This window comes from Streptomyces tendae, from assembly GCF_008632955.1.
GTDB lineage: Bacteria > Actinomycetota > Actinomycetes > Streptomycetales > Streptomycetaceae > Streptomyces.
The window spans coordinates 2,649,509-2,672,729 of the sequence record NZ_CP043959.1 but is presented as its reverse complement, the minus strand read 5'-3'; the positions used below and the strand labels follow the sequence as shown (position 1 = coordinate 2,672,729).

Here is a 23,221-nt window from a genome sequence, read left to right as displayed (position 1 = left end):
GCGGAGCCCGGGGTCATATCCCCGGCACGCCCGTGCGGGCGGAACCGGGGGCCGGGCGGTACGCCGGGTGAGGGAGGGGACGGGGATGACGGGGATGACGGTGCGACTGGGTACGGGGATCGGCTGGCGGCCGGAGATCGCGGACGCGGTCGAGGCGATGCCGGGGATCGACTGGGTCGAGGCGGTGGCCGAGAACGTCTGCCCCGGGCACCTGCCCGAGTCGCTGCTGCGGTTGCGCGAGCGCGGGGTGACCGTCGTCCCGCACGGTGTCTCGCTGGGCCTCGGCGGCGGGGACCGGCCGGACGAGCAGCGGCTGACCGCCCTCGCCGAGCGGGCCACGGCGCTCGGATCGCCCCTGGTCACCGAGCACATCGCGTTCGTGCGGGCGGGCGGGCCGCTGACCGCATCCCCCGGAAGCGAGGCCGGGCACCTGCTGCCGGTGCCGCGCACCCGTGACGCTTTGGACGTGCTCTGCGAGAACGTCCGCATCGCGCAGGACGCGTTGCCGGTGCCCCTCGCCGTGGAGAACATCGCCGCGCTGTTCTCCTGGCCCGGCGAGGAGATGACGGAGGGCCAGTTCCTGTACGAGCTGGCCGACCGCACCGGCGTACGGCTGCTCATCGATGTCGCCAACCTGCACACCAACCACGTCAACCGCGGCGAGGACCCGGCCGAGGCGCTCGCCGAACTGCCCCTGGAGGCCATCGCGTACGTCCATGTCGCGGGCGGCCTCGAGCGGGACGGCGTGTGGCACGACAGCCACGCCCACCCGGTGCCGCGGCCGGTGCTCGACATCCTCACCGACCTCGCGTCCCGCGTCTCGCCGCCGGGTGTGCTGCTGGAGCGGGACGAGAACTTCCCGGCCCCGACGGAGCTGAAGGGCGAACTGGACGCGATCGGGCGCGCGGTGGAGGCGGGGGCGCGGAAGCGGCGGGAGACCCCGGCCCCGGCGTACGCACCGACGCGGAACGTTGTTGCCGTCGAGGGCGGGACCGCGCCGGCCCGGGAGCGGCTGGCGCTCGCGCAGACCGCGGTGCTGTCCGCGCTGACCGCGGGGACGCCGGTGCCCGAGGGGTTCGACCGGGCGCGGATGAGGGTGCAGGCGCGGGCGCTGGCCGCCAAGCGGGCCGATGTCGTCGCCAAGGTGGCGCCCGAGCTGCCGGTGATCCTCGGCGACGGCTACCGGGCGGCCTTCCTCGCGTACGCGCAGACGCGGCCGATGACCGGCGGGTACCGGCGCGACGCGATGGACTTCGCCGAGGAACTACTGCTGACCGGGCGGCCCGAGGACACGCGGGCGCGGCGCGAGCTGCGCGCCTGGTGGCTCGACCGCTCAGGCCCGAGGCCCCGCCCGGCCCGCCCGGTCATCCGCCTGGCCCGCGCGACCCGCCGCGCCCTGCTGCGACGCTGACGCGGGTCCGCACCGGGTGTTCGTCCCCGGGCTCCCGGGCGAACCCCACGTCACCGGACGGCACGTACCACTGGTTCGACCTCGCAGTGCGCGATCCGGTCGGTGTACTGGAACTTGGCGGGCACCCGGTACGTGACCTTGTCCTTCGCGGGGACGTCCACCTGATTGCTGGTGTCCAGCAGGGGGGAGCCGTACGCGTCGACGAAGTGGGTCTTGACCTCCAGCAGGGCCTCACGTGCGTTGGGATTCCTGATCTCCACGGTCGCGTACGGGTCCTCCATGTCCGCGCAGCGGACGAGTACGGCGGTGCCGTCCTTCAGGGGCGGGGCGGGGCTGGCGGAGGCGGACACCGTGGGTGTGGGTGAGGGTGTGGGTGTGGGCTGCGCGCCGACCCCGTTCTCACCGGCGGCCGTCACGGGGTCGCCGGAGTCACCGCCTGGCGAGCAGCCGGCCGCCAACACCACGGCTGCCGCCGCCACACTCCAGCTCCATCGGCGTCGCCGACTTCCCTTGACCCGCATCGTGCCGTCCCTCCCGCTGATGATCGTCGCCAGAATGTCATGGGACGACTCCGCGGATCGCCACCCGCCCGCGACACCGTGTCCGCATGGTGAACAAGGCATGGTGTTCTCGCGACCGTGTCCCTTACAAACAACCCATGTTCTGGGTTCCTCTCCTGCTCCTGGCCTGGGCGATCGCCGGGATCTCCTGTCTGCGGCTGTGTCTCGCCGCGGTGCGTGACGCGGCGGCCGGTGACGGCGCGGGAGAGGGGCGCGGCCTGACGTTGTACGAGGCGGCGTTCCTGTCCGGCGGCCCCGCCCGGGTGGCCGACGTCACGCTCGTCGCGATGGCCCGTCAGCGGCGGCTGCTGCTGGCCCACACCGGCTGGGCCACCGTCGTCGATCCGCGCGGGCGGGACGACATGGAGCGGACGGTGATCGGGGCGATCGGGCCGGACGGGCAGTCGCCCATAGCGCCGGTGCGGAAGGCCGCGGCGGCCACGGAGGCAGTGCGCGCGCTGGCGGACCGGCTGGTCCGCGCCGGACTCGCGGTGCCCGAGGGTGCCGGTCGGAGCGTCGGGGAGGCGGTCCGCCGGCTGCGGCTCGCGGCGCCGGCCGTGGCCGGGCTCGGGGCCGTCGCGCTGCTCATGCCGGTCCCGTCGGGGATGCCGCGCCATCTGGTCGCCCTGTGGTTCGCGCTGCCCCTGGTGTTCACGCTGGGCTGCCTGGCCATAGCGCGGTTCGAGGCGCACCCCGCCTCTCGCTGGGCCTCCCCCGCCGGACAGCGGCTGCTGGACTCCGCGTGCCGGGCGGCGGCCGGTGACACCGACGACGACCGCGCCTACCTCACCTCCGTCGCGGTGCGCGGGGTGCACGCGGTGGGCGAACCGCAGGTGCGCGCGGCCTTCGCCCACCGGGAGCCCCGCCCGGGGTGGTGACCCGGGCCCGGCGACCCGCGGCCGACACCCGGTGAGCGGTCCTTGCCCGCACCCCCGCCGCCCGAAAACATCCCTTTTGTCGATGCAGCGCACCGGCGCGGCAGCGCACCGAAGGGATCACCGATGAGAACCGCCGCCGTCCTCCTGGCCGCCGGGGCCGCAGGGTCCTTGCTCCTCACACCCCTGGCCGCGGCGCCGGCCGGTGCCCGGACAGTCACCGGTGAGGCGCGCGGCACCGCCGTCGCCGCCGCGCGCGCCGCCGGGGCGGGCATCGACTTCGGCCCGTGCGCCGAGGAGCAGGACCTGCCGCCCACCGTGGAGTGCGGCACCTTGCGCGTCCCGCTCGACTACGCCCGCCCGGACGGCGAGCAGATCCGGCTCACCGTCAGCCGGTCCCGGGCCACCGGGACGGACCCCGGGACCGGGCGCACGGTGCCCCGGCAGGGCTCCCTGGTGCACAACCCGGGCGGGCCCGGCGCCAGCGGCATGTACTTCCCGATGCTCGGCCACGTCCCCGGGTGGAAGCGTCTCGCGGCGGCCTACGACCTGGTCGGCTACGCCCCGCGCGGGGTGGGCCGGTCCGCGCCGCTGTCGTGCACCGACCCGAAGACCTTCCACCAGGGCCCCGCGCCCGCTCCCGCCCATCCCCCGGCGGAGGTCAAACGCGACCGCGCGGCCCGCGCCGCGGCCTACGCGCGCGGCTGCGCCGAGCGGGCCGGCGACACCCTGCGCCACTTCACCTCGCTCGCCAACGCCCGGGACCTGGACGTGCTGCGCGCCGCGCTGGGCGAGACCCGGCTGACGTTCCTCGGGTCGTCGTACGGCACGTACATCGGGGCGCTGTACGCGACGCTGTTCCCCACGCACGTCCGGCGGATGGTGTTCGACTCGGCGGTGAACCCGGCCCCGGAGCGGATCTGGTACCGCAACAACCTGGCCCAGTCGGCGGCGTTCGAGGACCGCTGGGCCGACTTCCGGGCCTGGGCCGCCGAACACCACGACGTGTACGGGCTGGGCGGCACCGCGCAGGAGGTGCAGGACAGCTACGACCGGGTGCGGGCCCGGCTGGCGACGCGGCCGGCGGGCGGCAAGGTCGGCCCGGCGCAGCTGCACACGGCCATGCTCAGGGCCGGCTACTACGACGACTACTGGCCGCAGCGCGCGCACGCCCTGTCGGCGTACCTGAAGGGCGACCCCGGGCCGCTGGTCGAGCAGGCCGAGGAGCATCCGGAGGCGGCGGCGGAGGCCGAGAACACGCGCGCGGTCTACCTCGCCGTGGAGTGCAACGACGCACCCTGGCCGACGGACTTCGCGGTGTGGGACCGGGACAACACCCGGCTGGCGCGCCGGGCGCCATTCGAGACCTGGGACAACGTGTGGACCAATCTGCCCTGCGCCTACTGGCCCGCGCCCCGGCAGCGGCCGCTGGACGTGCGCGCCGGACAGGGCGCGCTGCCGCCGACGCTGATCCTTGCGGCCGAGCGGGACGCGGCCACCCCGTACGACGGCGCCCTGGAACTGCACCGCAGGCTGGCCGGGTCCACGCTGGTGACGGAACGGGACGCCGGCAGCCACGGCCTCGCGGGCGGGGCCAACGCCTGCGTCAACGAGCACCTGACGGCGTATCTGCTGGACGGCCGGGTGCCGGGCCGGCGCGCCTCCTGCGCACCGCACCCTGCACCCACTCCGGCAGCACCCGCTCCGACGGCACCCGTGACGCCCGCCCCCGCGGCCTGAGGCCGGGCGGGCGTCAGGCCAGGCCCGCGACCAGGTCCGCGACGTCCTTGCGGCGGCCCGTGTAGAACGGGACCTCCTCGCGGACGTGCATGCGGGCCTCGGAGCCGCGCAGGTGGCGCATCAGGTCGACGATGCGGTGCAGTTCGTCGGCCTCGAAGGCGAGGATCCACTCGTAGTCGCCGAGAGAGAACGAGGCGACGGTGTTGGCGCGCACGTCCGGGTAGCCGCGGGCCATCTTGCCGTGGTCCGCGAGCATCCGGCGGCGGTCCTCGTCCGGCAGCAGGTACCAGTCGTAGGAGCGCACGAACGGGTAGACGCTCACGTAGTCGCGGGGGGTCTCGTCGGCGAGGAACGCCGGGATGTGCGAGCGGTTGAACTCGGCGGGGCGGTGCAGCGCCATGTTCGACCAGACCGGCTCGAGCGCGCGGCCCAGACGGGTGCGGCGGAAGAGGTTGTAGGCCTCCTGGAGCTGGTCGGCGGTCTCGGCGTGCCACCAGATCATGAGGTCGGCGTCCGCGCGCAGGCCCGACAGGTCGTAGGTGCCGCGGACGGTGACGTCCTTGGCGGCGAGCTGGTCGAACAGCTCCTGGACCTCGTCGGCGTAACCGGCGCGGTCCTCCGGGAGGACGTCCTTCAGCTTGAAGACGGACCAGAGGGTGTAGCGGATGACCTCGTTGAGGTCCTTGGCCAGCTTGCCCTTGTTGGGGATCCGGTCGGGCGCGGGGGTGGTGGCGTCGTCACTCATGTCCCTCATTCTCCTGCTCCTCCGTGAAGGCTTTGCACCGGGTGGGCGGTGAGCTCCTGCACCGCGCGCAGGTCACCGCTGATCTGGTCGGCGGCGGCATACGCGCTCGCGATGCACGCCGGGACGCCGACGCCGTCGTACGCGGCGCCGCACACGGCCAGCCCGGACAGGCCCGCGAGGTGTGCGCGGACGCGGGCCACGCGCGCGTGGTGGCCGACCGGGTACTGGGGCAGGCCGTCGTCCCAGCGGGTGACGCGGGTGGCGACCGGGGCGGCGTCCAGGCCGGTGGCGGCCTTCAGGTCGTGCCGGGAGAGCTCGACCAGGTCGTCGTCGTCGCGGTGCAGGATCTCCGTCTCGCCGTGGCGGCCCACGGAGGTGCGGACGACGGCCAGGTCCGGGTTCTCCTCGGCGACCCAGCCCCACTTGTGGGAGGCGAAGGTGGAGGCCTTGATGGTGCGTCCCTCCACGGGCGGCACCAGGAACCCGCTGCCCTCGGGCAGCCGGGCCTCGGCGCGGCGGTAGGCCAGGGTGATCAGCGCCATCGAGGCGTACTCGACGGCGGACAGCTCGGCGGCGGCGCCGGGCGCCTCGGTGCGCAGCAGTGCGGCGGCGGCCGGGGCGGGCACGGCGACCACGACCGCGTCGGCGTGCAGCACCTCGTCGCCGGCCACGAGCCGCCAGCCGTCCTCGGGTTCGCGGCGCAGTTCGGTGACCGGGGTGGCGGTGAGGATGCGGGCGCCCCGGGAGCGCAGGGAGTCGGCGACCGCGAGCGGGAGGGACCCCACGCCGCCCGCGACGCCCATGAAGACGGGGCCGGCCTGCTGGGCGGCGGCGGTCTTCGCCTGGACGGCGCGGACCGCTTCGGTCAGGGAGGGGTGGACGCGGGCCGCGTCGAAGAGCGCCGGGACGGCCGAACGCATGGAGATGCGGTAGGCGTCACCCGCGTACACGCCGCCGAGCAGGGGCTCGACGAGACGGTCGACGACCTCCCGGCCGAGACGCTCGGCGACGTACGCGCCGATCGCCACGTCGTCGCCGATCTCGGTCGGGGGGAGGGCGGTGTCGCGCCCGATGCGGGCGACGCCCTCGTCGGACAGCACGCCGGCGAGGGCGGCGGCGGTGCCGGGGACGCCCATGACGTGCCCCTTCGGCATGGGGCGCAGAGCGCCGCGGGTCCACAGCGCGGCCGTGGCGGTGGCGGGCGGCCGCAGCCGGTCGGACAGCCCCACGGCGCGGGCGAGGCCGACCGCCTCAGGGCGCCGGGCCAGCAGCGACTCCGCCCCGAGGTCGACGCGGGCGCCCGCGATCTCGCCGGGCAACAGCTTGCCGCCGACCCGCTCCGAGGCCTCCAGCACGGTGACCCGCGCCCCGTGCTCCAGCAGCCGGTGCGCGGCGGCCAGCCCGGCGATGCCCGCTCCGACGACGACGGCGTGCCGCCCGCCGTCCCTGTGTGTTCCGCTCATGCCTCCCACCTTCTCAAATGCCGCACGCCGGTCCGCCAGGGCCGTGTGGCCCCGCCGAGTCCCGACCGTGACCCCATCGCGACCGTCCGGCCCGAACGCCCGCCCCTCTTCCGGCGTCTCAGGAGCGTCAGCCATGACGACACGAGGGGGACTCCCGCATGCGCACACGACGATCCGTACGAACCGGCCCCGCCCTGGCCGGAGCCCTGCTGGCGGCGGCCCTCGCGGTCACCGGGTGCAGCGCCGCCACCGACGGCGGGGCCTCGTCCGACAGCAAGGCCGACAAGGGTGTGATGGCGGACGAGGCGGCCGGGGACGCGGCGGCGGAGTCCGCCAAGGAGGGCGCGCCGGGCGGCACGGCGAACCGGGCCGCGGCGTCCGCCCCGCGGGTGGCGGCGGAGCACGTCATCCGCACCGCCTCCCTGACGGTGCGGGTCAAGGACGTCCCGAAGGCGCTGGACGAAGCCCGCGCGGCGGCCACGGACGCCGGCGGTCACGTGGGCGACGAGACCACCCGCCGGGACGCGGTGGGCCACGAGCACACCCGTGTGGTGCTGCGCGTCCCGGCCGACGCGTACGAGGAGGTGCTGACCGGTCTGGAGGGCACGGGCACCCTCGTCGAGCGCAGCGCGAAGGCGCAGGACGTCACCGGCCAGGTGGTCGACGTGGAGAGCCGGATCAGCACGCAGCGGGCCAGCGTGGCGCGTATCCGCGAGCTGATGGACCAGGCCACCCGGCTCAGCGACGTGGTGACCCTGGAGGGCGAACTGAGCAGCCGTCAGGCGGACCTGGAGTCGCTGCTCGCCCAGCAGGCGGCGCTGAAGGACCGTACGAGCCTCGCCACCATCACCCTGACGCTGACCGAGACCCTGGTGAAGGAGGAGGCGAAGGACGACGACCCGGGTTTCCTGGACGCGCTCGCGGGCGGCTGGGACGTCTTCCTGACGCTGCTGCGCTGGCTGGCCCTGGCGCTCGGCGCGGTCCTGCCGTTCGCGGCGGTGGCGGCGCTGGTCGTCCTGGTGTGGCGCACGCTGGTACGCCCCCGGCTGCCGCGCCGGCCGGATCCGGTGCCCGCGTCGGGTGGTCCGGGGTCGCTGCCCGTGGCTCCGCCGGTGCCGGGACGCGCCCCCGGGGGCGGGGAGGGCGAGGCCTGAGGGACCGCTCCGGTCCCGCCCCCGTAGCGTGGTCCGCATGGACACGAGCGCTGCGCACGGAGCGAGGGAACGCCTGGTCGTGATCGGCGGTGACGCCGCGGGCATGTCCGCGGCGTCGCAGGCCCGGCGGATGAAGGGCCCGGACGAGCTGGAGATCGTGGCGTTCGAACGCGGCCACTTCACCTCCTACTCCGCCTGCGGCATCCCCTACTGGGTGGGCGGCGACGTCGAGGACCGGGACCGGCTGATCGCGCGCACCCCCGAGGAGCACCGCGCGCGGGACATCGACGTGCGGCTGCGTACCGAGGTCACCGAGATCGACCTGGACCGGGGGCGGGTCCGCTCACGGGACCTGGAGTCCGGGACGGAGGCGTGGACGTCGTACGACAAGCTGGTGATCGCCACCGGCGCGCGGCCGGTCCGTCCGGAGCTGCCCGGCATCGACGCGCCGGGGGTGCACGGGGTGCAGACCCTGGACGACGGGCAGGCGCTGCTCGACACGCTGGCCCGGACCGGCGGGCGCCGCGCGGTGGTCGTGGGGGCGGGGTACATCGGCGTGGAGATGGCCGAGGCGATGATCAACCGCGGCTACGAGGTGACGGTCGTCAACCGGGGCCGGGAACCCATGGCGACGCTCGACCCCGACATGGGCCGGCTGGTGCACGAGGCCATGGCCGGCATGGGCATCACCATGGTGAACGAGGCCGAGGTGACCGGGCTGCCGACCGGTGACGACGGCCGGGTGCGGGCGGTCGCCACCGCGGACGCCGAGTATCCGGCCGACGTGGTCGTCCTGGGCATCGGCGTACGGCCGGAGACGGCTCTGGCGCGGGCGGCCGGACTGCCTCTCGGGGACCACGGCGGGCTGCTCACCGACCGTTCCCTGCGGGTGCGCGGGCAGGAGAACGTGTGGGCGGGCGGTGACTGCGTGGAGGTGCTGGACCTGGTCTCCGGGCAGCAGCGGCACATCCCGCTCGGCACCCACGCCAACAAGCACGGCCAGATCATCGGCGCGAACGTGGGCGGCGGGTACGCCACCTTCCCGGGCGTGGTCGGCACGGCGGTCAGCAAGGTGTGCGACCTGGAGATCGCGCGCACCGGGCTGCGGGAGAAGGACGCCCACCGTGTGGGCCTGCGCTTCGAGACGGTGACCATCGAGTCGACCAGCCGGGCGGGCTACTACCCGGACGCCTCGCCCATGACGGTGAAGATGCTGGCCGAACTGCGCACCGGCCGGCTGCTGGGCGTGCAGATCGTCGGCCGTGAGGGCGCGGGCAAGCGGGTGGACATCGCGGCGGTGGCCCTGACGGCCGGCATGACGGTGGACCAGGTGGCGGCGCTGGACCTCGGGTACGCCCCGCCGTTCTCCCCGGTGTGGGACCCCGTCCAGGTGGCGGCCCGCAAGGCGGCGACGCGCCTCAGGGGCGCCCGGTGAGCGTGCCCCGCGTCCACCGGGCGCCGCTCACGCCGTGCTCACCGTCGACGCCGCGGGCGCCCCGCACACAGTGACGCCGCGTCGCTCACGCCGTCCCGTTGATCCGCTCGATCGCCTGGCGTGCCTGCTCCCCCGGCGGCCGGGACGGCAGGGAGGACACCGAGGCGCTCGACGACACGGACGCGGCCGACGGGACCGAGGAGGGGGGCACGGCGGGCGGCTGCTCCCCCGCGGGTTTGGCGTGCGCGGCGGCGGCCCGCGCGGACCGCAGGCGGCGGCTCACCGCCTCGTCCAGCGTCACCGGCCGCTGCATCTGCGTGGCGAGCCGCCCCGCCTCCTGGCCGAGCCGGGCGACGTCCTCCCAGGGGAGGCGCACCACGAGGGTGAGCTCGGCCTCGCCGTCGGGCAGCGCCTGCATGGCGGTCACTCGGTCGTTCATCGCCTGTGTCCTCACGTCGGCCCCGCGGCCACTTCCCCGCGCCGCGGGCGGTTGGTGAGTCATACGCACGGCGTACGGGCGGCGTTCAGGGGGTCCACGGATTCACCGGCGGCCGTCCGGGCACCAGTGGGATGTGGTCATCCCCGTTCATGACGTGAACCCCGCGCGCCGCACCCCCTGGGTGACGTACGCGCTCATCGTCGCCAACGTCGTCGTCTTCGTGGCCCTCACGCCCGGTGTCGTGGGCTCCCTGACCGGGGGCGGCGGCAGCCTGGCGGAGCTGTGCCACCTTCAGGCGTTCCTGGACCGGTGGGCCGTGGTGCCGAGGGAGCTGATCCACCACCACCTGCCGAACCTGGTGCCGACCGGCGCCACCGGCGTGGGTCCGCGGGGACCGGGGTGCGTGATCGGGCCGCCCGGCTACGACAAGTCGCCGGAGCTGAGCGTGCTGACGGCGATGTTCCTGCACGGCGGCTGGCTGCACCTGCTGGGCAACATGCTCTTCCTGTGGATCTTCGGCAACAACATCGAGGACCGCATGGGGCACGTCCGTTTCCTGCTGTTCTACCTGGTGTGCGGCTACGCGGCCGCCTACGGTTTCGCGCTGCTGAACGCGGGTTCGGGCGAGCCGCTGATCGGGGCCTCGGGGGCGATCGCTGGTGTGCTGGGCGCCTATCTCGTGCTGTATCCGAGGGCACGGGTGTGGGTGCTGGTGCCGTTCCTCATCTTCCTGCCGCTGCGGCTGCCCGCGTGGATCGTGCTGGGCCTGTGGTTCGTGCTCCAGGCGGTGTACTCGGGCGGGCAGGGCGTCACCGACGCGGGCACGGTGGCGTACGCGGCGCACGTCGTCGGCTTCGTCGTCGGCATGCTGCTGGCCTGGCCCCTCAAAGCGGGCACTCCGCCGCCGCCCGAACCACGCGGCATCCTCTTCGGCCGAAGGGCGCGGACGGGCTGGTAGGGGCGCCTAGACTCCCCTTTCGGCGGCCTGGCCCGAAGAGGGAGACGATGTCCGAGCACCTGTACGACAACCCGGTGATCAGCGGGTTCCACCCCGACCCGAGCGTGTGCCGGGTCGGCGACGACTACTACCTGGTGTGCTCCAGCTTCGAGTACGTCCCCGGGCTGCCGCTCTTCCACAGCAGGGACCTCGTGCACTGGGAGCAGATCGGCAACGTGCTCGACCGGCCCGGGCAACTGCCGCTTCCCCTGCCCGGCGCCAAGGCGTCCGGAGGTCTGTACGCGCCGACGATCCGTCACCACGACGGCCGCTTCTGGGTCGTCAACACCAACGTCGACGGCGGCGGCAACTTCGTCGTCTGGGCCGAGCGGCCCGAGGGGCCGTGGAGCGACCCGGTGTGGCTCGCCCTGGACGGGATCGACCCGGACCTGGCCTGGGAGGAGGACGGCACCTGCTGGTGCGCCTTCTCCGGCCCCGCGGGCGGCATCAACATCGCCAGGATCGACCCGGCCGGGGGCAAGGTGCTGGAGGGGCCCGTCCCCACCTGGTCCGGCAGCGGGCTCAAGTACCCCGAGGCGCCGCACCTGTACCGCGTCGGCGGCTGGTGGTACCTGCTGATCGCCGAGGGCGGCACCGAGCGCGGCCACGCCGTGTCCGTGGCCCGCGCCCGCTCCCCGCGCGGCCCGTGGGAGGCCGCGCCCGGCAACCCGCTGCTGTCCCACGCCGGCACCGCGCGCCCCGTCCAGAACACCGGCCATGCCGATCTGGTGGAGGCTCCCGACGGCAGCTGGTGGATGGTGCTGCTCGGCGTCCGCCCCCGCGGCTTCACGCCCGACGTGCACGTGCTCGGCCGCGAGACGTTCCTGACCCCGGTGGAGTGGGACGCGGACGGCTGGCCCGTCGTCGCGCCCGTCCCCGAGCGCCACCCGGCGCCGGGCGGTGCCTGGCATCCCGTTCCGGTCCCGCCCGCCCGTGACGACTTCACCGGCACCGCTCTCGCGCCGTACTGGGTCTCGCCGTTCGCCCGCCCGGAGAGCTGCTGGTCGCTCACGGACCGCCCCGGGTGGCTGGTCCTCGACGCCACCGGACCCACCCTCGACAGCCCCGGGTACACCTTCGTCGGCCGCCGCCAGCAGCACCACGACTGCCGGGTCACCGCCCTGCTGGACCCGGGCACGGGACGCGGCGGTCTCTGCGTACGGCTGGACGAGGCCCACCACTACGAGCTGGAGGCCGGGGACGGGGAGGTCCGGGTCGTCGCCCGGATCGGGCCGCTGCGCCAGACCGTGGCCCGCCGGCCGGTCCCCGCGGGGCCGCTGTCCCTCACCGTGACGGTCCGGACGTCGGACCTCGTGCCCGCGTCGCCCCACCTCACCGACGGCGGGACCACGGGCCCCGACACCCTCGCCTTCTGGCTGGGCGACCCCGGCGCCCCGGACGCCCGGCCGCTCGCCGAACTGGACGGGCGCTACCTGTCCACCGAGGTCGCCTGCGGCTTCACCGGCCGTGTCATCGGCATGTACGCCACCGAGGGCTCGGTCGCCTTCGACTGGTTCGAGTACGTCCCGTCGTCCGCCGTGTGAGGAAGGGCCGGCCCGTCCGCCGAAGGCCCGGCTCCCGCTCCCGGTGGGCGCCCGCACGGTTGGGCTAACCTGTCCCCCATGCCACCCCGACCAGCCGGAACGCGCCCCACCCTGTCCCTGGTCGCGAAAACCGCCGGTACCAGCGTGCCGACCGTCTCGAAGGTGCTGCGCGGCGGGACGGACGTCTCGGCGGAGACCCGCGCGCGGGTCATGGAAGCCGTACGGGCCGTCGGTTACATCCGCCGGGCCGGCTCCAAGAACGAGGCCGTGCGCGACGAGAACGGCTGGTCCAACGTCCTGGACCTGGTGGTCACCCACTTCGAGGGTTCGTGGGCGAACCTCCTCATCGCGGGGGTCGGGCGGGAGGCGGCGGCAGCGGGACTCGACGTGGTCCTGACGCTCGCCGATCCGCAGAGCGACTGGGTGTCGCGGCTGCTGAGGAGGCGCACCCTGGGGGTCGTCGGGACGCTGGTCGATCCGGCGTCGGCGCAGTTCGGCGCGCTCTTCGCGGCGGGCGTCCCCGTGGTGCTGGTCGACCCGATGACCACTCCCCCGTCGGGTGTGTCCAGTGTCGGCGTGGCGAACTGGGAGGGCGGCCGCATGGCCGCCGAACACCTGCTCTCCCTGGGCCACGAGCGGCTGGGGGTGGTCGCGGGGCACGCCCGCCATCTCTTCAGCCGGGCCCGCGTCGACGGTTTCCGCGGGGTGGCCGACACGGCGTCCTCCGGCACCGCCACGGTGTCGGTGGCCCACGGCGGCTGGAACCGCGCCAAGGCGACGACCGCCACCCACACGCTGCTCGACGCGGATCCGGGGATCACCGGTATCTTCGCCTGCGCCGATTCCATGGCTCTCGGCGTCTACGACGCACTGGGCGCCCGTGGCCTGCGGGTGCCCGAGGACATCAGTGTCGTCGGCTTCGACGACCTGCCCGAGGCGCAGTACATCACCCCCGGGCTGACCACCGTCAGACAGCCCAGCACGGAGCTGGGCGCGGCGGCGGTCAGGCTGCTGACGGAGCTCGCCCGCGGCGAGGACGGCGGCTCCCGGCCCGCCGCCCGTATGAAGCTGGCGACCGAGCTGGTCCTGCGCGCCTCCACCGGACCCGCCCCCGGGACCGCGTCCCGCCGGTGAGGCGGACGCCCGTCCTCACTCCGGTGGGGACGTGACGGTCCGCAGGACGAGGCGGCTCGGACGGACGGTGCCCTGAAGGATCGTGTACTCGGCCGCGACGGGCGGCGGGGCCTGGCCGGCCGGAGCGAAGGTGTTGCCGCCGACGTCCCAGCGGGGTGACGAGCTCGGGGCGATGTCGACGCGCACCCGGTGGCCGGGCAGGAACGTGTGCGCCGTCGACCAGAGGTCCACGACGAACTCCTGCGCCCGGCCCGGAACGAGCGGACGCCTCTCACCCGCTCCGGTCACCGGGTCGACGGACCGCGCCGACCCCCGCTGCATCCCGTCGGCGACAACGCGGCTGGTGCCGTCCGGGTGCTCGTCGCACAGCCGGACCACCACGTCCGCGTCCGTCCCCGTGGTCACCAGGTGCACGACGGCGTGGACCGCGCCCATCACCGTGAGAGCCTCGTCCAGCGGCTCGGTGCGCCAGGAGACGACGTCCTGCCGCGCCTCGACCGCCGACTGGTCGGCGGGCCCCGCCACGAACGGCCCGAAGAGAAGGACCGCGCCGCCGCACGTCGGGACCGGGGACCCGGGATCGCTGTTCAGCCGTCGTTCGGCGCTCGCACCCGGCTTGGTCCCGAGCGTCCCGCCGGCGTTCAGGTACAGCGCGAGCGGCCGGGTGTCACGCGGCGGGAACACGTCCAGGTCGACCCACCGGTTCGCGCCCATCAGGAACACCCGCACCGGCGGGCCGTCCTCGGCGTGCGTGACGTCCCGGCGCAGGACGGTGTCGAACCACCGCACGTGGTGCGCCGTGAGGTCGCCGTCGCCACCGGGCTCGTCGGCGGACGCGCCCGGTCCGAAGTCCGCACCGGCGGCCCGGCCGGACAGGTCGTCGTGCGTCCAGGGGCCCACCAGCAGACGGGGCGCCGGCGGCCCGCCGGTGTCCCGCGCGCGGCGCAGCAGCCGCCGGTAGATCTCCAAGGTCGGTCCGAGGAAGACGTCGAACCACCCGCCGGTCAGGAACACCGGGACGTCGACCGCGTCGGTCCGGTCGACGACCTTCCCCTCGCGGTGCCGCGGCGACCCGAGGGGCTCCCGCAGCAGGTCCAGTCCCCACCCGACGATCGCCTCGACGTCCCGCCCGGGGCTCAGGGCACCGGCGCGGAACGCCTCGCCGGTGGTGAGCGCGCGTTCGGTCGCCTCCCAGCGTTCCCGCTCCGCCTCCCGGGCGGCGGCGGAGCCGAGGCGGTCGATCATGTCCGGGGCGATGGCGTAGTGCGTCCAGGCGAGCGTGCTGCCGATCTCCGGCGCCCCGCCGCGGAACCGGAAACCGTCGAGCGCCGACACCGCCGGCGTCATGGCGGGGGCGATCGCCCGCAGCGCCGGGGCGCCGCCCAGCAGGGCGGCGAACTGGGTGTCGGAGGCGTACGACGCTCCCCACATCCCCACGGTGCCGTCGCACTCGGGCCGTGCCGCGAGCCAGGCCACGGCGTCGGCGCCGTCGGCCACCTCCTGCCCGCCGGGGTCGAAGTCCCCCTCGGAGCCGAAGCGGCCCCGTACGTCCTGGAGCGCGACGAGGTAACCCGCGGCGACGAGACGTCCGACGTCCAGCACCCCGGGTTCCTCGGCGCTCACGTCGTAGGGGTGACGGGTCAGCAGGGCCGGCCACGGCCCGCTCCCGTGCGGGAGCAGCAGCAGGGTCCGCAGCCGTGTCCCGTCGCGCATCGCGCAGGTCACCTCACGTCGCCTCGCCACCGCGGTCAGCCCTTCACCGCGCCGGTGAGGCCGCCGACGATGCGCTTCTGGAAGACCGAGAAGAAGACCAGCGCGGGCAGCATGGCGAGCGAGGTGAAGGCGAGCACCTTCGCGGTGTCCGTCGAGTACTGCGAGGAGAACACCTGGACGCCGAGCGGCAGGGTGAAGTTGGCCTGCGAGTTGAGGACGTACAGGGGCAGGAGGTAGTTGTTCCAGCTGCCGACGAAGCCCAGGATGCCGACGGTGACCACGCCGGGCAGCGACAGCGGGACGGCCATGCGGAAGAAGAACCCCAGCCGGCTCATGCCGTCGATCGCGGCGGCCTCCTCGATCTCGTTCGGGATGGCCCGCAGGAACGGCACCAGGATGATGACGGTCGTCGGCAGGCCGAAGGCGATCTGCGGGACGATCACGCCGAGCAGGTTGTCGACGAGGCCGAGGTCCCTGATGACGAGGTACAGCGGGGTGATCGCGATGACCATCGGGAACATCAGGCCCGCGGCGAACAGGGAGTACAGGGCGCCTTTGAGCCGGAAGTCGTAGCGCGCGATCACGAAGCTGACCATCAGACCGAGCGCGACGATGCCCACGGTGCTGGCGAGCGCCACGATGAGGGAGTTGGCGAACTCGCCCCAGAAGACGGACGACTTGAGGATGCCGAGGTAGTTGCCCGTCACCCAGGGGCTCGGCAGGGCGGCCGGCTCGGTGGTGATCTGCGCGTTGGTGCGGAAGCCGCCGATCACGATGTAGACCACCGGCGCGACGCACACGCCGACGAAGAGCAGCGCGACGAAGTAGGTGACGGGGCTGCCCCACTTCTGCGGGCTGTCGCCGCGGCCGGCGGAGCGCTTCGGCCGAGGATCGAGGGACGGGCGGCGGGGGGTGGTGGTCGTCGCGCTCATCACACGGTCCCTTCGGTGACGGCGCCCCTGAGGTCGCGGCGCAGGACGAAACGCTGGTAGAGCAGCGCGACGGCGAGCGAGATCACGAACATCACGACGGCGACGGCGCTGCCGTAGCCGTAGTTGCCCGCGTTGCGGCCCTGGGCGAGCAGGTAGATCGCCATGGTCGAGGTCCCGGCGGTGCCGGAGACGTACTGGCCCCAGATGATGTAGACGAGGTCGAACAGCTGCAGCGAGCCGATGATCGACAGGAAGGCCCAGATGCGGATCGTCGGTCCGAGCAGCGGCAGCGTGATGCGGCGCTGGATCTGCCAGTAGGAGGCGCCGTCGATCTGCGCGGCCTCGAAGATCTCGTCCGGGATCGACTGGAGACCGGCGAGCATCAGGATCACGGCGAAGCCGATGTACTTCCACGTGATGATGGCCATCAGCGTCCAGATGGCCAGGTCCGGGTCGGCGATCCAGTCGGCCTCCAGGGAGCCCAGGCCGATCGAGCGCAGCAGGTCGTTGACGGCCCCGTTGCTCTGCAGCATCAGGCTCCAGCCGGTGCCGACGATGACCTCGGAGATGATGTAGGGCACGAAGATCAGCACGCGGATGGCGGAGCGGCCGCGGATCCGCTGGTTGAGCAGCAGGGCGACACCGATCGCCAGCGGCCCCTGGATGGCCAGGGAGAGCACCAGGATCAGGCCGTTGTGCCACAGCACGTCGTGGAACGCGGAGTCGGTGAGGATCAGCTTGTAGTTGTTCAGGCCGACCCAGTCGGTGGGCTCTCCGTAGCCCTTCCACTGGTAGAAGCCGTAGTACGCGGCGAGCGCGACCGGGAAGATCACGAACGCCAGGAACGTGATGACCGCCGGGGCGGACAGGACGGCGATCTCCAGTCGCGTCCTGCCCCGGCCCCGTCGGCGCGCAGCCGCTCGCGGCGGAGCCGGGGGGACGGACGGGTCCGCGCCCCCGGCTCCGGTCGAGCCCCGCAGCGTGCGGCCGTCGGCCGTGTCGGTGCCCAGGGTGTCGCTCATGTCCGCCCGATCAGCCCTTCTCCGCCGCGGCCTTGACGTCCTTGACGATGTCGGCGGCGGTCCCCTTGCCGGCCAGCAGGTTCACGACGGCGTTGTTCATGGCGTTGCCGACGTTTTGGCCGTACACGGTGTCGAGGAACTGCATCGAGTAGGCGGCCTTGTTGAAAGCCTGGAGCGCGGAGATGTTGTAGGGCTCGGTGACGACGCCCTGGGCCGCCTTGTTCACCGGGATGGTGTCGAAGGCCTCGGCGTACGCCTCCTGCTGCTCCTTGGTCACGGTGAACCGGAGGAAGTCCAGGGCCTCCTTCGGCGCGTTCTTCGAGAGGGAGTAGCCGCCGGCGCCGCCCATGATGGCGGTCGGTTCGCCCTTGCCGCCGGAGACGGCGGGAAAGGGGAACCAGCCGAGGTCGGGGAGCGGCTTCTTGTCCGGGGTCAGGTCGGCGATCACCCCGGGGTTCCAGTTGCCCATGAGCTCCATGCCCGCCTTGTGGTTGGCGATGAGGCCCGCCGAGGACCCGGCTCCCTGCTGGGACGTCGCCGTGAGGAACCCCTTCTGGAAGGGGTCGCTCTCCAGGAGGTCGGCGAGGTCCTCACCCGCCTTGGTCCAGCAGGGGTCCTCGAAGGTGAGCGACTTGGCCGCCTCCTGCATCGTCTCCTGACTGCATTCCCGCAGGGCGAAGTTGTAGTACCAGTGCGCGGCCGGCCAGGCGTCCTTGGCGCCGACCGCGATCGGCGCGACGTTGATCGCCTTCAGCTTCGCGACGGCGTCCTCGAGTTCGTCCGTCGTCGTCGGCGGCGCGGTGATGCCGGCCTTCTTGAACAGGTCCTTGCTGTAGTAGATGCCCTCGGGCTGGGTGTCCATCGGTATCGCGTAGACCTTGCCGTCGATCGAGACGCCCTCGAGCGCCGCCTCGCCCACGTTCTCCCGGTCGGCGTCGGTCAGTTCCAGTGCCTGGATCTGGCCGGCCTCCACCATGGCCTGCATCTTGCCGCCGCCGCGCTGCAGGAAGATGTCCGGCGCGGAGCCCGAGTTGAGCGCGTTCTGCAGCTTGCCGTCGAGGTCCTCGTTCTGCACCGTCTGGATCTTGATCGTGACGTCGGGGTGCTGCGCCTTGTACTCCTTCGCGGCGTTCTGCCAGAAGACCAGGCCGCGTCCCTCCATCGCGTTCGTCCAGAGGGTCACCGTGCCCTTGCCGCCGCCGGACGCGCCGTCGTCCTCGCCACCGGCGCAGCCGGCGGTGGCGAGTGCGAGGCACAGGCCGATCGCGGCAGCCGTCGCGCTGCGGGTCATCCTCGTCATCGTGGAGCTCCTGATCTGTCGTCAGTGATCCAACTACTTATTAGTTTGCGCAAACTAATGGGCCATCCGCGAAGTAGGAGCAGGTCTATCGCCGAAAATGAACGCGGGGCAACAACGAGTTTTCGCAAGTTGCGCAATCGTTACCGACATAGCGACCATTGTTCGAAATGACGAACACGCGAAGAGGCCACCAGGAACTCAGGAGCGGCGCCCGATACGCACACCCGGCAGCACGCGAAAAGCCGGTGCCGCGCGCTCAGCGCGCGGCACCGGCTCGGCCGACGGCCCGTGGGCCGCCGTATACGGTCAGCGGGCGGTGGCCGTGTGGACGTACTCCACGAGGCGCGTCAGGGCGTCCGGGTCGGTGGCCGGCATGACGCCGTGGCCGAGGTTGAAGACGTGACCCTCCAGGCCGGCCGCCGAGTCCAGCACCTCCCGCGCCTTGGTCTCCACGGCCTCGCGGCCGGCGAAGAGCACGGTCGGGTCGAGGTTGCCCTGCAGCGCCTTGCCGGGGCCGACACGACGGGCGGCCTCGTCCATCGGGACGCGCCAGTCGACGCCCACGACGTCCGCACCGGCCTCGCCCATCAGCCCGAGCAGCTCGCCGGTGCCGACGCCGAAGTGGATGCGCGGCACCCCGTAGGAGGCCACCGCGTCGAACACCTTCGCCGAGGCGGGCAGCACCGAGTGGCGGTAGTCGGCGGGGGCCAGGGCGCCGGCCCAGGAGTCGAAGAGCTGGACGGCCGAGGCACCGGCCTCGATCTGCACCTTCAGGAAGGCGGAGGTGATCTCCGCGAGCCGGTCGAGCAGGTCGGCCCACAGCTCCGGGTCGCCGTACATCATCGCCTTGGCGTTCTCGTAGGTGCGGGACGGGCCGCCCTCGACGAGATAGCTGGCGAGGGTGAAGGGGGCGCCCGCGAAACCGATCAGCGGGGTGGACCCCAGCTCCCGGGTCAGCATCCCGATCGCCTCGGTGACGTACGGGACGTCCTCGGGAGCCAGGTCGCGCAGCCGGTCGAGGTCGGCGCGGGTGCGCACCGGCTGCTCGACGACCGGGCCGACGCCCGGCTTGATGTCGAGGTCGATGCCGATGGCCTTGAGGGGGACGACGATGTCGCTGAAGTAGATGGCCGCGTCGACCTGGTGGCGGCGCACCGGCTGCAGCGTGATCTCGGTGACCAGATCGGGGCGCATGCACGAGTCGAGCATGCCGATGCCCTCGCGCACCTTGCGGTACTCCGGCAGGGAGCGCCCGGCCTGCCGCATGAACCACACCGGGGTGTGCGGCACCGGCTCACGCCGGCACGCCTTGAGGAAGGCACTGTCGTACGTCGAAGTCGGCTGGCTGCCCGTCGGGCTCACGTTGGCGCTCACATCGGCCAGTCTCGCATGTCGGGAACGGGGTCCGGCCGCCGGGCGTCCCGGGTGGCCCGGGTCACTCGCCGCGACCGGCGGTCCCCCGGAGAGCGGGCGCGCGGCGGGGGTGCGGCGTGATCCGGACACCCCCGGACGGCACGGGTGTCCCTCCCTGCGCCGACGGCCCGTTCCGCTTAATCTTCCCCGCATGGCTGCGGCTCAGGGACGACTGTCGGACGGCGCTGGCGGAATGGACGAACCGAAGGAGGCGGGGGCGAACACCGGACCCGGGGGTACGCCCCCGTTGCCCTTCCGGGCCGCTGTCGACGCGCTGCGCGGCGCGCGACTGCGGCCGCAGATCGAGGTCGAGCCCACACCTGCGCCCAAACGCCTCGCGCCGTACGCGCACGCGCTGGAGGCGGCGGTCGTGGACGGTGAGGACGATCTCGCCGACGGCCGGCTGGTGCTGCTGTACGACCCGGACGGGCACGAGGCCTGGCGGGGCGCGTTCCGCCTGGTGACCCTGGTCCGCGCGGAGCTGGAGCCGGAGATGGCGGCGGACCCGCTGCTGCCGGACGTGTGCTGGTCCTGGCTGACCGGTGCGCTCACCGCGCGCGGACTGGCGTTCGGGGAGCCGAGCGGGACGGTGACACGGGCGAGCTCCCACTACTTCGGCGGGCTGTCCGAGCGGCCCGCGGCCTCGCAGATCGAGATCCGTGCCTCCTGGACGCCCCGGGAAGGGCTGGGCGGGGTGCCGGACACGGCCGGCCACATGGTCGCCTGGTGCGATCTGCTGGCGCAGGTGGCGGGGCTGCCGCCGGCCGCGCCCGGGGACGCGTCGGTCGTGACGCTCCCGCAGCGGAGGGGACCGCAGTCGCGCTGAGCTGCCCGTGCCGGGCACCGGTCAATCCTCGTTGCCCATCTCTTTGTCGATACGGCCACATTCGGAAGCGTTGCGACGCGGACCGAAACCGTTCGATCTTCGAATGATCGATCGTGCGTCCGAATTGCCCGGATTGTTACTCACCAGATCGTGATCATTTCCTAAAGGACATCAGGTTTGCTGCCGAAGACGACTGTGACCTTGAAAGCACGGTTCGTCCCGGCTTCACCCCCACGAGCCGGCCCCGTCCCCGCACCCCAGGAGGCCTGGTGTCCGTTCTCCTCGAGCAGCCCTCAAGCCTGGTCGCCTACCGCCCGAACAAGCCGACCGCCATGGTGGTCGTGGCCGACCCGCGCGTCCGATCCACCGTCACCCGCCATCTGTGGGCGCTCGGTGTACGCGACGTCATCGAGGCCTCGTCCGTCGCGGAGGCTCGTCCCCGCATCGGCAACCCCCGCGACATCTGTGTCGCCGAAGTCCACCTGCCGGATGGTTCCGGCCTCACCCTCCTCTCCGAAACCCGCGCCGCCGGCTGGCCCAACGGGCTCGCCCTCTCGGCCGCCGACGACATCGGCGCCGTGCGCAACGCACTGGCCGGCGGCGTCAAGGGCTACGTCGTCACCGGCACCCGCACCAACCTCGGGCTCCCCACCCGGCCCGGTGCCGCCCCCATCGGCGCCGCCGCCGCGCGCCTGCACCGCCGCCCCCCGGGTGCCCCGAGCCACCCGGGCGGCTACCGCGAGCTGTCCGGCCGCGAGGTCGAGGTGCTGCGGCTGGTTGCGGAGGGCCAGTCGAACAAGGCGATCGGCGTCTCCATGGGTCTGTCCGCCCTGACCGTCAAGAGCCACCTCGCCCGCATCGCCCGCAAGCTCGGCACGGGCGACCGCGCCGGCATGGTGGCGGTGGCCCTGCGTACCGGCATCATCCACTGACGCCCACTTCCCCGTCCCCCACTTCCGCGTCCCTCACTCCCCCGCCTCGCCCCCACTCCCTTTACCTAGCGCCGCCGATGTCCCCATGTCGGCGGGCGCCCTCGCGCGCGCTGCCGCACGCGGGATCAGCCGCGGCCTGTTTTCGCTGGTCGGCGCCGTCACCGGGCGGAGTGGCAGGTCGGGTACCGGTCCGTACGGATACTCTTGACAGGTGACCGACGCCCACGACACCGCAGCAGACAGTCCACTGCGCACCACCGGAGGCGCCCCTCCGGACGACGGCGGAGCCTCTGCTGCACAGGCGCCGATCCCCCTGCTGGAGCCCCGCGAGGGCATTCCGCCCGTGATCGCCGACGAGGCCGCCCTGGCCGAGGTCGTCGCCTCCTTCGCCGCGGGCCGCGGCCCCGTCGCCGTGGACGCCGAGCGCGCCTCCGGCTACCGCTACGGCCAGCGCGCCTACCTCGTCCAGCTGCGGCGCGAGGGAGCCGGCACCGCGCTGATCGACCCGGTCGCCTGCCCCGACCTGTCCGCGCTCGGCGAGGCGCTGTCCGGCGTCGAGTGGGTGCTGCACGCCGCCACCCAGGACCTGCCCTGCCTGCGCGAGATAGGCATGGTGCCCACCCGCCTCTTCGACACCGAGCTGGCCGGCCGGCTGGCCGGGTTCCCGCGGGTCGGCCTCGGCGCGATGGTCGAGAGCGTGCTCGGCTTCCTGCTGGAGAAGGGCCACTCCGCCGTCGACTGGTCCACCCGCCCGCTCCCCGAGCCCTGGCTGCGCTACGCCGCCCTCGACGTCGAGCTGCTGGTCGACCTGCGGGACGCCCTGGAGAAGGAGCTGGACCGGCAGGGCAAGCTGGACTGGGCCCGCGAGGAGTTCGACGCGATCGCCTCGGCGCCGCCGGCCGAGCCCCGCAAGGACCCCTGGCGGCGCACCTCCGGCATGCACAAGATCCGCCGCCGCCGGCAGATGGCCGTCGTACGGGAGCTGTGGCAGACCCGGGACCGGATCGCCCGGCGCCGTGACGTGTCCCCCGGCAAGGTGCTCTCCGACGCGGCCATCGTGGAGGCCGCGCTCGCCATGCCGCCCAACGCGCACGCGCTGGCCGGACTGAACGGTTTCGGGCAGCGCGTGGGCCGGCGCCAGTTGGAGCAGTGGCAGGCGGCCGTCGACCGGGCCAAGGCGCTGAGCGAGGACCGGCTGCCGCAGCCGGGCCAGCCGGTGACCGGCCCCCCGCCGCCCCGTGCCTGGGCCGACAAGGATCCGGCGGCCGCGGCGCGGCTGTCGGCCGCGCGGGCGGGCGTGAGCGCGCTGGCGGAGGAGCTGAACATGCCCGCCGAGAACCTGATCACCCCGGACACGGTGCGCAGGATCTGCTGGGAGCCGCCTGTCCCGGCGACCGCCGACTCGGTCGCCTCGGCGCTGACCGCGCACGGCGCCCGGGCCTGGCAGGTCGAGCAGGTCACACCGGTGCTGGTGGCGGCACTCACCGCCTGACCGCCGCGCCGTCCGGCGTACGGCGCGGGGCCGGCGGATCGCCGACCGAACGGCCCGTCGCCGCACCGGCCCGACGCCCCACCGCGCCCGGCGG

The 23,221-nt window shown here is 73.5% G+C and carries 20 protein-coding genes; 11 read left to right on the top strand and 9 right to left on the bottom strand.

The window, feature by feature from the left end:
* Nucleotides 1-94 precede the first annotated feature (94 nt).
* On the top strand, nt 95-1,411 hold the full coding sequence (locus F3L20_RS12420; RefSeq protein WP_431193190.1) for a DUF692 domain-containing protein: 1,317 nt from the start codon (nt 95-97) through the stop codon (nt 1,409-1,411).
* A gap of 50 nt (nt 1,412-1,461) precedes the next feature.
* Here F3L20_RS12420 and F3L20_RS12415 read toward each other — a convergent pair whose 3' ends face one another.
* Nucleotides 1,462-1,890 (bottom strand): hypothetical protein, encoded by a 429-nt coding sequence (locus tag F3L20_RS12415; RefSeq protein ID WP_150154366.1) that lies wholly within the window; start codon nt 1,888-1,890, stop codon nt 1,462-1,464.
* Nucleotides 1,891-2,069: 179 nt separating this feature from the next.
* Here F3L20_RS12415 and F3L20_RS12410 point away from each other — a divergent pair, with 179 nt between their 5' ends.
* Together F3L20_RS12410 and F3L20_RS12405 are read left to right on the top strand one after the other, a co-directional pair.
* Nucleotides 2,070-2,849, top strand: coding sequence for a TIGR04222 domain-containing membrane protein (locus F3L20_RS12410; protein WP_150154364.1), 780 nt, complete (start codon nt 2,070-2,072; stop codon nt 2,847-2,849).
* A gap of 123 nt (nt 2,850-2,972) precedes the next feature.
* Nucleotides 2,973-4,586, top strand: a complete 1,614-nt coding sequence (locus F3L20_RS12405; RefSeq protein WP_150154362.1) for an alpha/beta hydrolase — start codon at nt 2,973-2,975, stop codon at nt 4,584-4,586.
* A gap of 13 nt (nt 4,587-4,599) precedes the next feature.
* Here the strand turns inward: F3L20_RS12405 and hemQ are convergent, their stop codons facing one another.
* Both hemQ and hemG read right to left on the bottom strand, forming a co-directional pair.
* Nucleotides 4,600-5,331 (bottom strand): hydrogen peroxide-dependent heme synthase, encoded by a 732-nt coding sequence (hemQ, locus tag F3L20_RS12400; protein ID WP_150154360.1) that lies wholly within the window; start codon nt 5,329-5,331, stop codon nt 4,600-4,602.
* Between the two features lie 5 nt (nt 5,332-5,336).
* Nucleotides 5,337-6,794 carry a protoporphyrinogen oxidase gene (gene hemG / locus F3L20_RS12395; protein ID WP_150154359.1) on the bottom strand — a complete coding sequence of 486 codons (1,458 nt, stop codon included), beginning with the start codon at nt 6,792-6,794 and terminating at the stop codon, nt 5,337-5,339.
* Nucleotides 6,795-6,952: 158 nt separating this feature from the next.
* On the opposite strand from hemG, the gene F3L20_RS12390 reads away from it, so the two are divergent.
* A complete protein-coding gene (locus tag F3L20_RS12390; RefSeq protein ID WP_150154357.1) occupies nt 6,953-7,948 on the top strand; it encodes a DUF4349 domain-containing protein in 996 nt (331 codons plus the stop codon).
* Between the two features lie 37 nt (nt 7,949-7,985).
* Nucleotides 7,986-9,383, top strand: coding sequence for an FAD-dependent oxidoreductase (locus F3L20_RS12385; RefSeq protein ID WP_150154355.1), 1,398 nt, complete (start codon nt 7,986-7,988; stop codon nt 9,381-9,383).
* Between the two features lie 85 nt (nt 9,384-9,468).
* On the opposite strand, the gene F3L20_RS12380 is transcribed toward F3L20_RS12385, so the two are convergent.
* A complete protein-coding gene (locus F3L20_RS12380) occupies nt 9,469-9,822 on the bottom strand; it encodes a hypothetical protein (protein WP_150154353.1) in 354 nt (117 codons plus the stop codon).
* Between the two features lie 133 nt (nt 9,823-9,955).
* Here F3L20_RS12380 and F3L20_RS12375 point away from each other — a divergent pair, with 133 nt between their 5' ends.
* The 3 genes from F3L20_RS12375 (at nt 9,956) to F3L20_RS12365 (ending at nt 13,497) form a co-directional block, all read left to right on the top strand.
* On the top strand, nt 9,956-10,780 hold the full coding sequence (locus tag F3L20_RS12375; RefSeq protein WP_150154352.1) for a rhomboid family intramembrane serine protease: 825 nt from the start codon (nt 9,956-9,958) through the stop codon (nt 10,778-10,780).
* Nucleotides 10,781-10,827: 47 nt separating this feature from the next.
* On the top strand, nt 10,828-12,363 hold the full coding sequence (locus F3L20_RS12370; protein WP_150154351.1) for a glycoside hydrolase family 43 protein: 1,536 nt from the start codon (nt 10,828-10,830) through the stop codon (nt 12,361-12,363).
* Between the two features lie 78 nt (nt 12,364-12,441).
* Nucleotides 12,442-13,497 (top strand): LacI family DNA-binding transcriptional regulator, encoded by a 1,056-nt coding sequence (locus tag F3L20_RS12365; protein ID WP_150154350.1) that lies wholly within the window; start codon nt 12,442-12,444, stop codon nt 13,495-13,497.
* 15 nt (nt 13,498-13,512) lie between these two features.
* Here F3L20_RS12365 and F3L20_RS12360 read toward each other — a convergent pair whose 3' ends face one another.
* From F3L20_RS12360 to hemE, 5 genes are all read right to left on the bottom strand, one after another.
* Nucleotides 13,513-15,210, bottom strand: coding sequence for a CocE/NonD family hydrolase (locus tag F3L20_RS12360; RefSeq protein WP_150154349.1), 1,698 nt, complete (start codon nt 15,208-15,210; stop codon nt 13,513-13,515).
* Nucleotides 15,211-15,245: 35 nt separating this feature from the next.
* Complete coding sequence (locus F3L20_RS12355) at nt 15,246-16,142, bottom strand: carbohydrate ABC transporter permease (RefSeq protein ID WP_150154348.1); 897 nt, start codon at nt 16,140-16,142, stop codon at nt 15,246-15,248.
* Nucleotides 16,142-17,164 carry a carbohydrate ABC transporter permease gene (locus F3L20_RS12350; RefSeq protein WP_150154347.1) on the bottom strand — a complete coding sequence of 341 codons (1,023 nt, stop codon included), beginning with the start codon at nt 17,162-17,164 and terminating at the stop codon, nt 16,142-16,144. The genes F3L20_RS12355 and F3L20_RS12350 overlap by 1 nt, the downstream gene beginning before the upstream one ends.
* Nucleotides 17,165-17,174: 10 nt before the next feature.
* Complete coding sequence (locus tag F3L20_RS12345) at nt 17,175-18,464, bottom strand: ABC transporter substrate-binding protein (protein WP_150154346.1); 1,290 nt, start codon at nt 18,462-18,464, stop codon at nt 17,175-17,177.
* A gap of 306 nt (nt 18,465-18,770) precedes the next feature.
* Nucleotides 18,771-19,838, bottom strand: a complete 1,068-nt coding sequence (gene hemE / locus F3L20_RS12340; RefSeq protein ID WP_150154344.1) for a uroporphyrinogen decarboxylase — start codon at nt 19,836-19,838, stop codon at nt 18,771-18,773.
* Between the two features lie 190 nt (nt 19,839-20,028).
* Here hemE and F3L20_RS12335 point away from each other — a divergent pair, with 190 nt between their 5' ends.
* From F3L20_RS12335 to F3L20_RS12325, 3 genes are all read left to right on the top strand, one after another.
* A complete protein-coding gene (locus F3L20_RS12335) occupies nt 20,029-20,703 on the top strand; it encodes a DUF3000 domain-containing protein (RefSeq protein ID WP_145828711.1) in 675 nt (224 codons plus the stop codon).
* Between the two features lie 269 nt (nt 20,704-20,972).
* Nucleotides 20,973-21,635 (top strand): helix-turn-helix transcriptional regulator, encoded by a 663-nt coding sequence (locus F3L20_RS12330; protein ID WP_006130493.1) that lies wholly within the window; start codon nt 20,973-20,975, stop codon nt 21,633-21,635.
* 211 nt (nt 21,636-21,846) lie between these two features.
* Nucleotides 21,847-23,127: a ribonuclease D gene (locus F3L20_RS12325; protein ID WP_150154342.1), complete on the top strand. Its 1,281-nt coding sequence runs from the start codon at nt 21,847-21,849 to the stop codon at nt 23,125-23,127.
* Nucleotides 23,128-23,221 lie beyond the last annotated feature (94 nt).

Bases quoted from the DNA above. Each gene is read 5' to 3' on its own strand.
- F3L20_RS12360 (WP_150154349.1), bottom strand. From the start codon at position 15,210: ATGCGCGACGGGACACGGCTGCGGACCCTGCTGCTGCTCCCGCACGGG.
- F3L20_RS12420 (WP_431193190.1), top strand. From the start codon at position 95: ATGACGGTGCGACTGGGTACGGGGATCGGCTGGCGGCCGGAGATCGCG.
- F3L20_RS12345 (WP_150154346.1), bottom strand. From the start codon at position 18,464: ATGACGAGGATGACCCGCAGCGCGACGGCTGCCGCGATCGGCCTGTGC.
- hemQ (WP_150154360.1), bottom strand. From the start codon at position 5,331: ATGAGTGACGACGCCACCACCCCCGCGCCCGACCGGATCCCCAACAAG.
- F3L20_RS12350 (WP_150154347.1), bottom strand. From the start codon at position 17,164: ATGAGCGACACCCTGGGCACCGACACGGCCGACGGCCGCACGCTGCGG.
- F3L20_RS12370 (WP_150154351.1), top strand. From the start codon at position 10,828: ATGTCCGAGCACCTGTACGACAACCCGGTGATCAGCGGGTTCCACCCC.
- F3L20_RS12390 (WP_150154357.1), top strand. From the start codon at position 6,953: ATGCGCACACGACGATCCGTACGAACCGGCCCCGCCCTGGCCGGAGCC.
- hemG (WP_150154359.1), bottom strand. From the start codon at position 6,794: ATGAGCGGAACACACAGGGACGGCGGGCGGCACGCCGTCGTCGTCGGA.
- F3L20_RS12365 (WP_150154350.1), top strand. From the start codon at position 12,442: ATGCCACCCCGACCAGCCGGAACGCGCCCCACCCTGTCCCTGGTCGCG.
- F3L20_RS12410 (WP_150154364.1), top strand. From the start codon at position 2,070: ATGTTCTGGGTTCCTCTCCTGCTCCTGGCCTGGGCGATCGCCGGGATC.
- F3L20_RS12335 (WP_145828711.1), top strand. From the start codon at position 20,029: ATGGCTGCGGCTCAGGGACGACTGTCGGACGGCGCTGGCGGAATGGAC.
- F3L20_RS12355 (WP_150154348.1), bottom strand. From the start codon at position 16,142: ATGAGCGCGACGACCACCACCCCCCGCCGCCCGTCCCTCGATCCTCGG.
- F3L20_RS12385 (WP_150154355.1), top strand. From the start codon at position 7,986: ATGGACACGAGCGCTGCGCACGGAGCGAGGGAACGCCTGGTCGTGATC.
- F3L20_RS12405 (WP_150154362.1), top strand. From the start codon at position 2,973: ATGAGAACCGCCGCCGTCCTCCTGGCCGCCGGGGCCGCAGGGTCCTTG.
- F3L20_RS12380 (WP_150154353.1), bottom strand. From the start codon at position 9,822: ATGAACGACCGAGTGACCGCCATGCAGGCGCTGCCCGACGGCGAGGCC.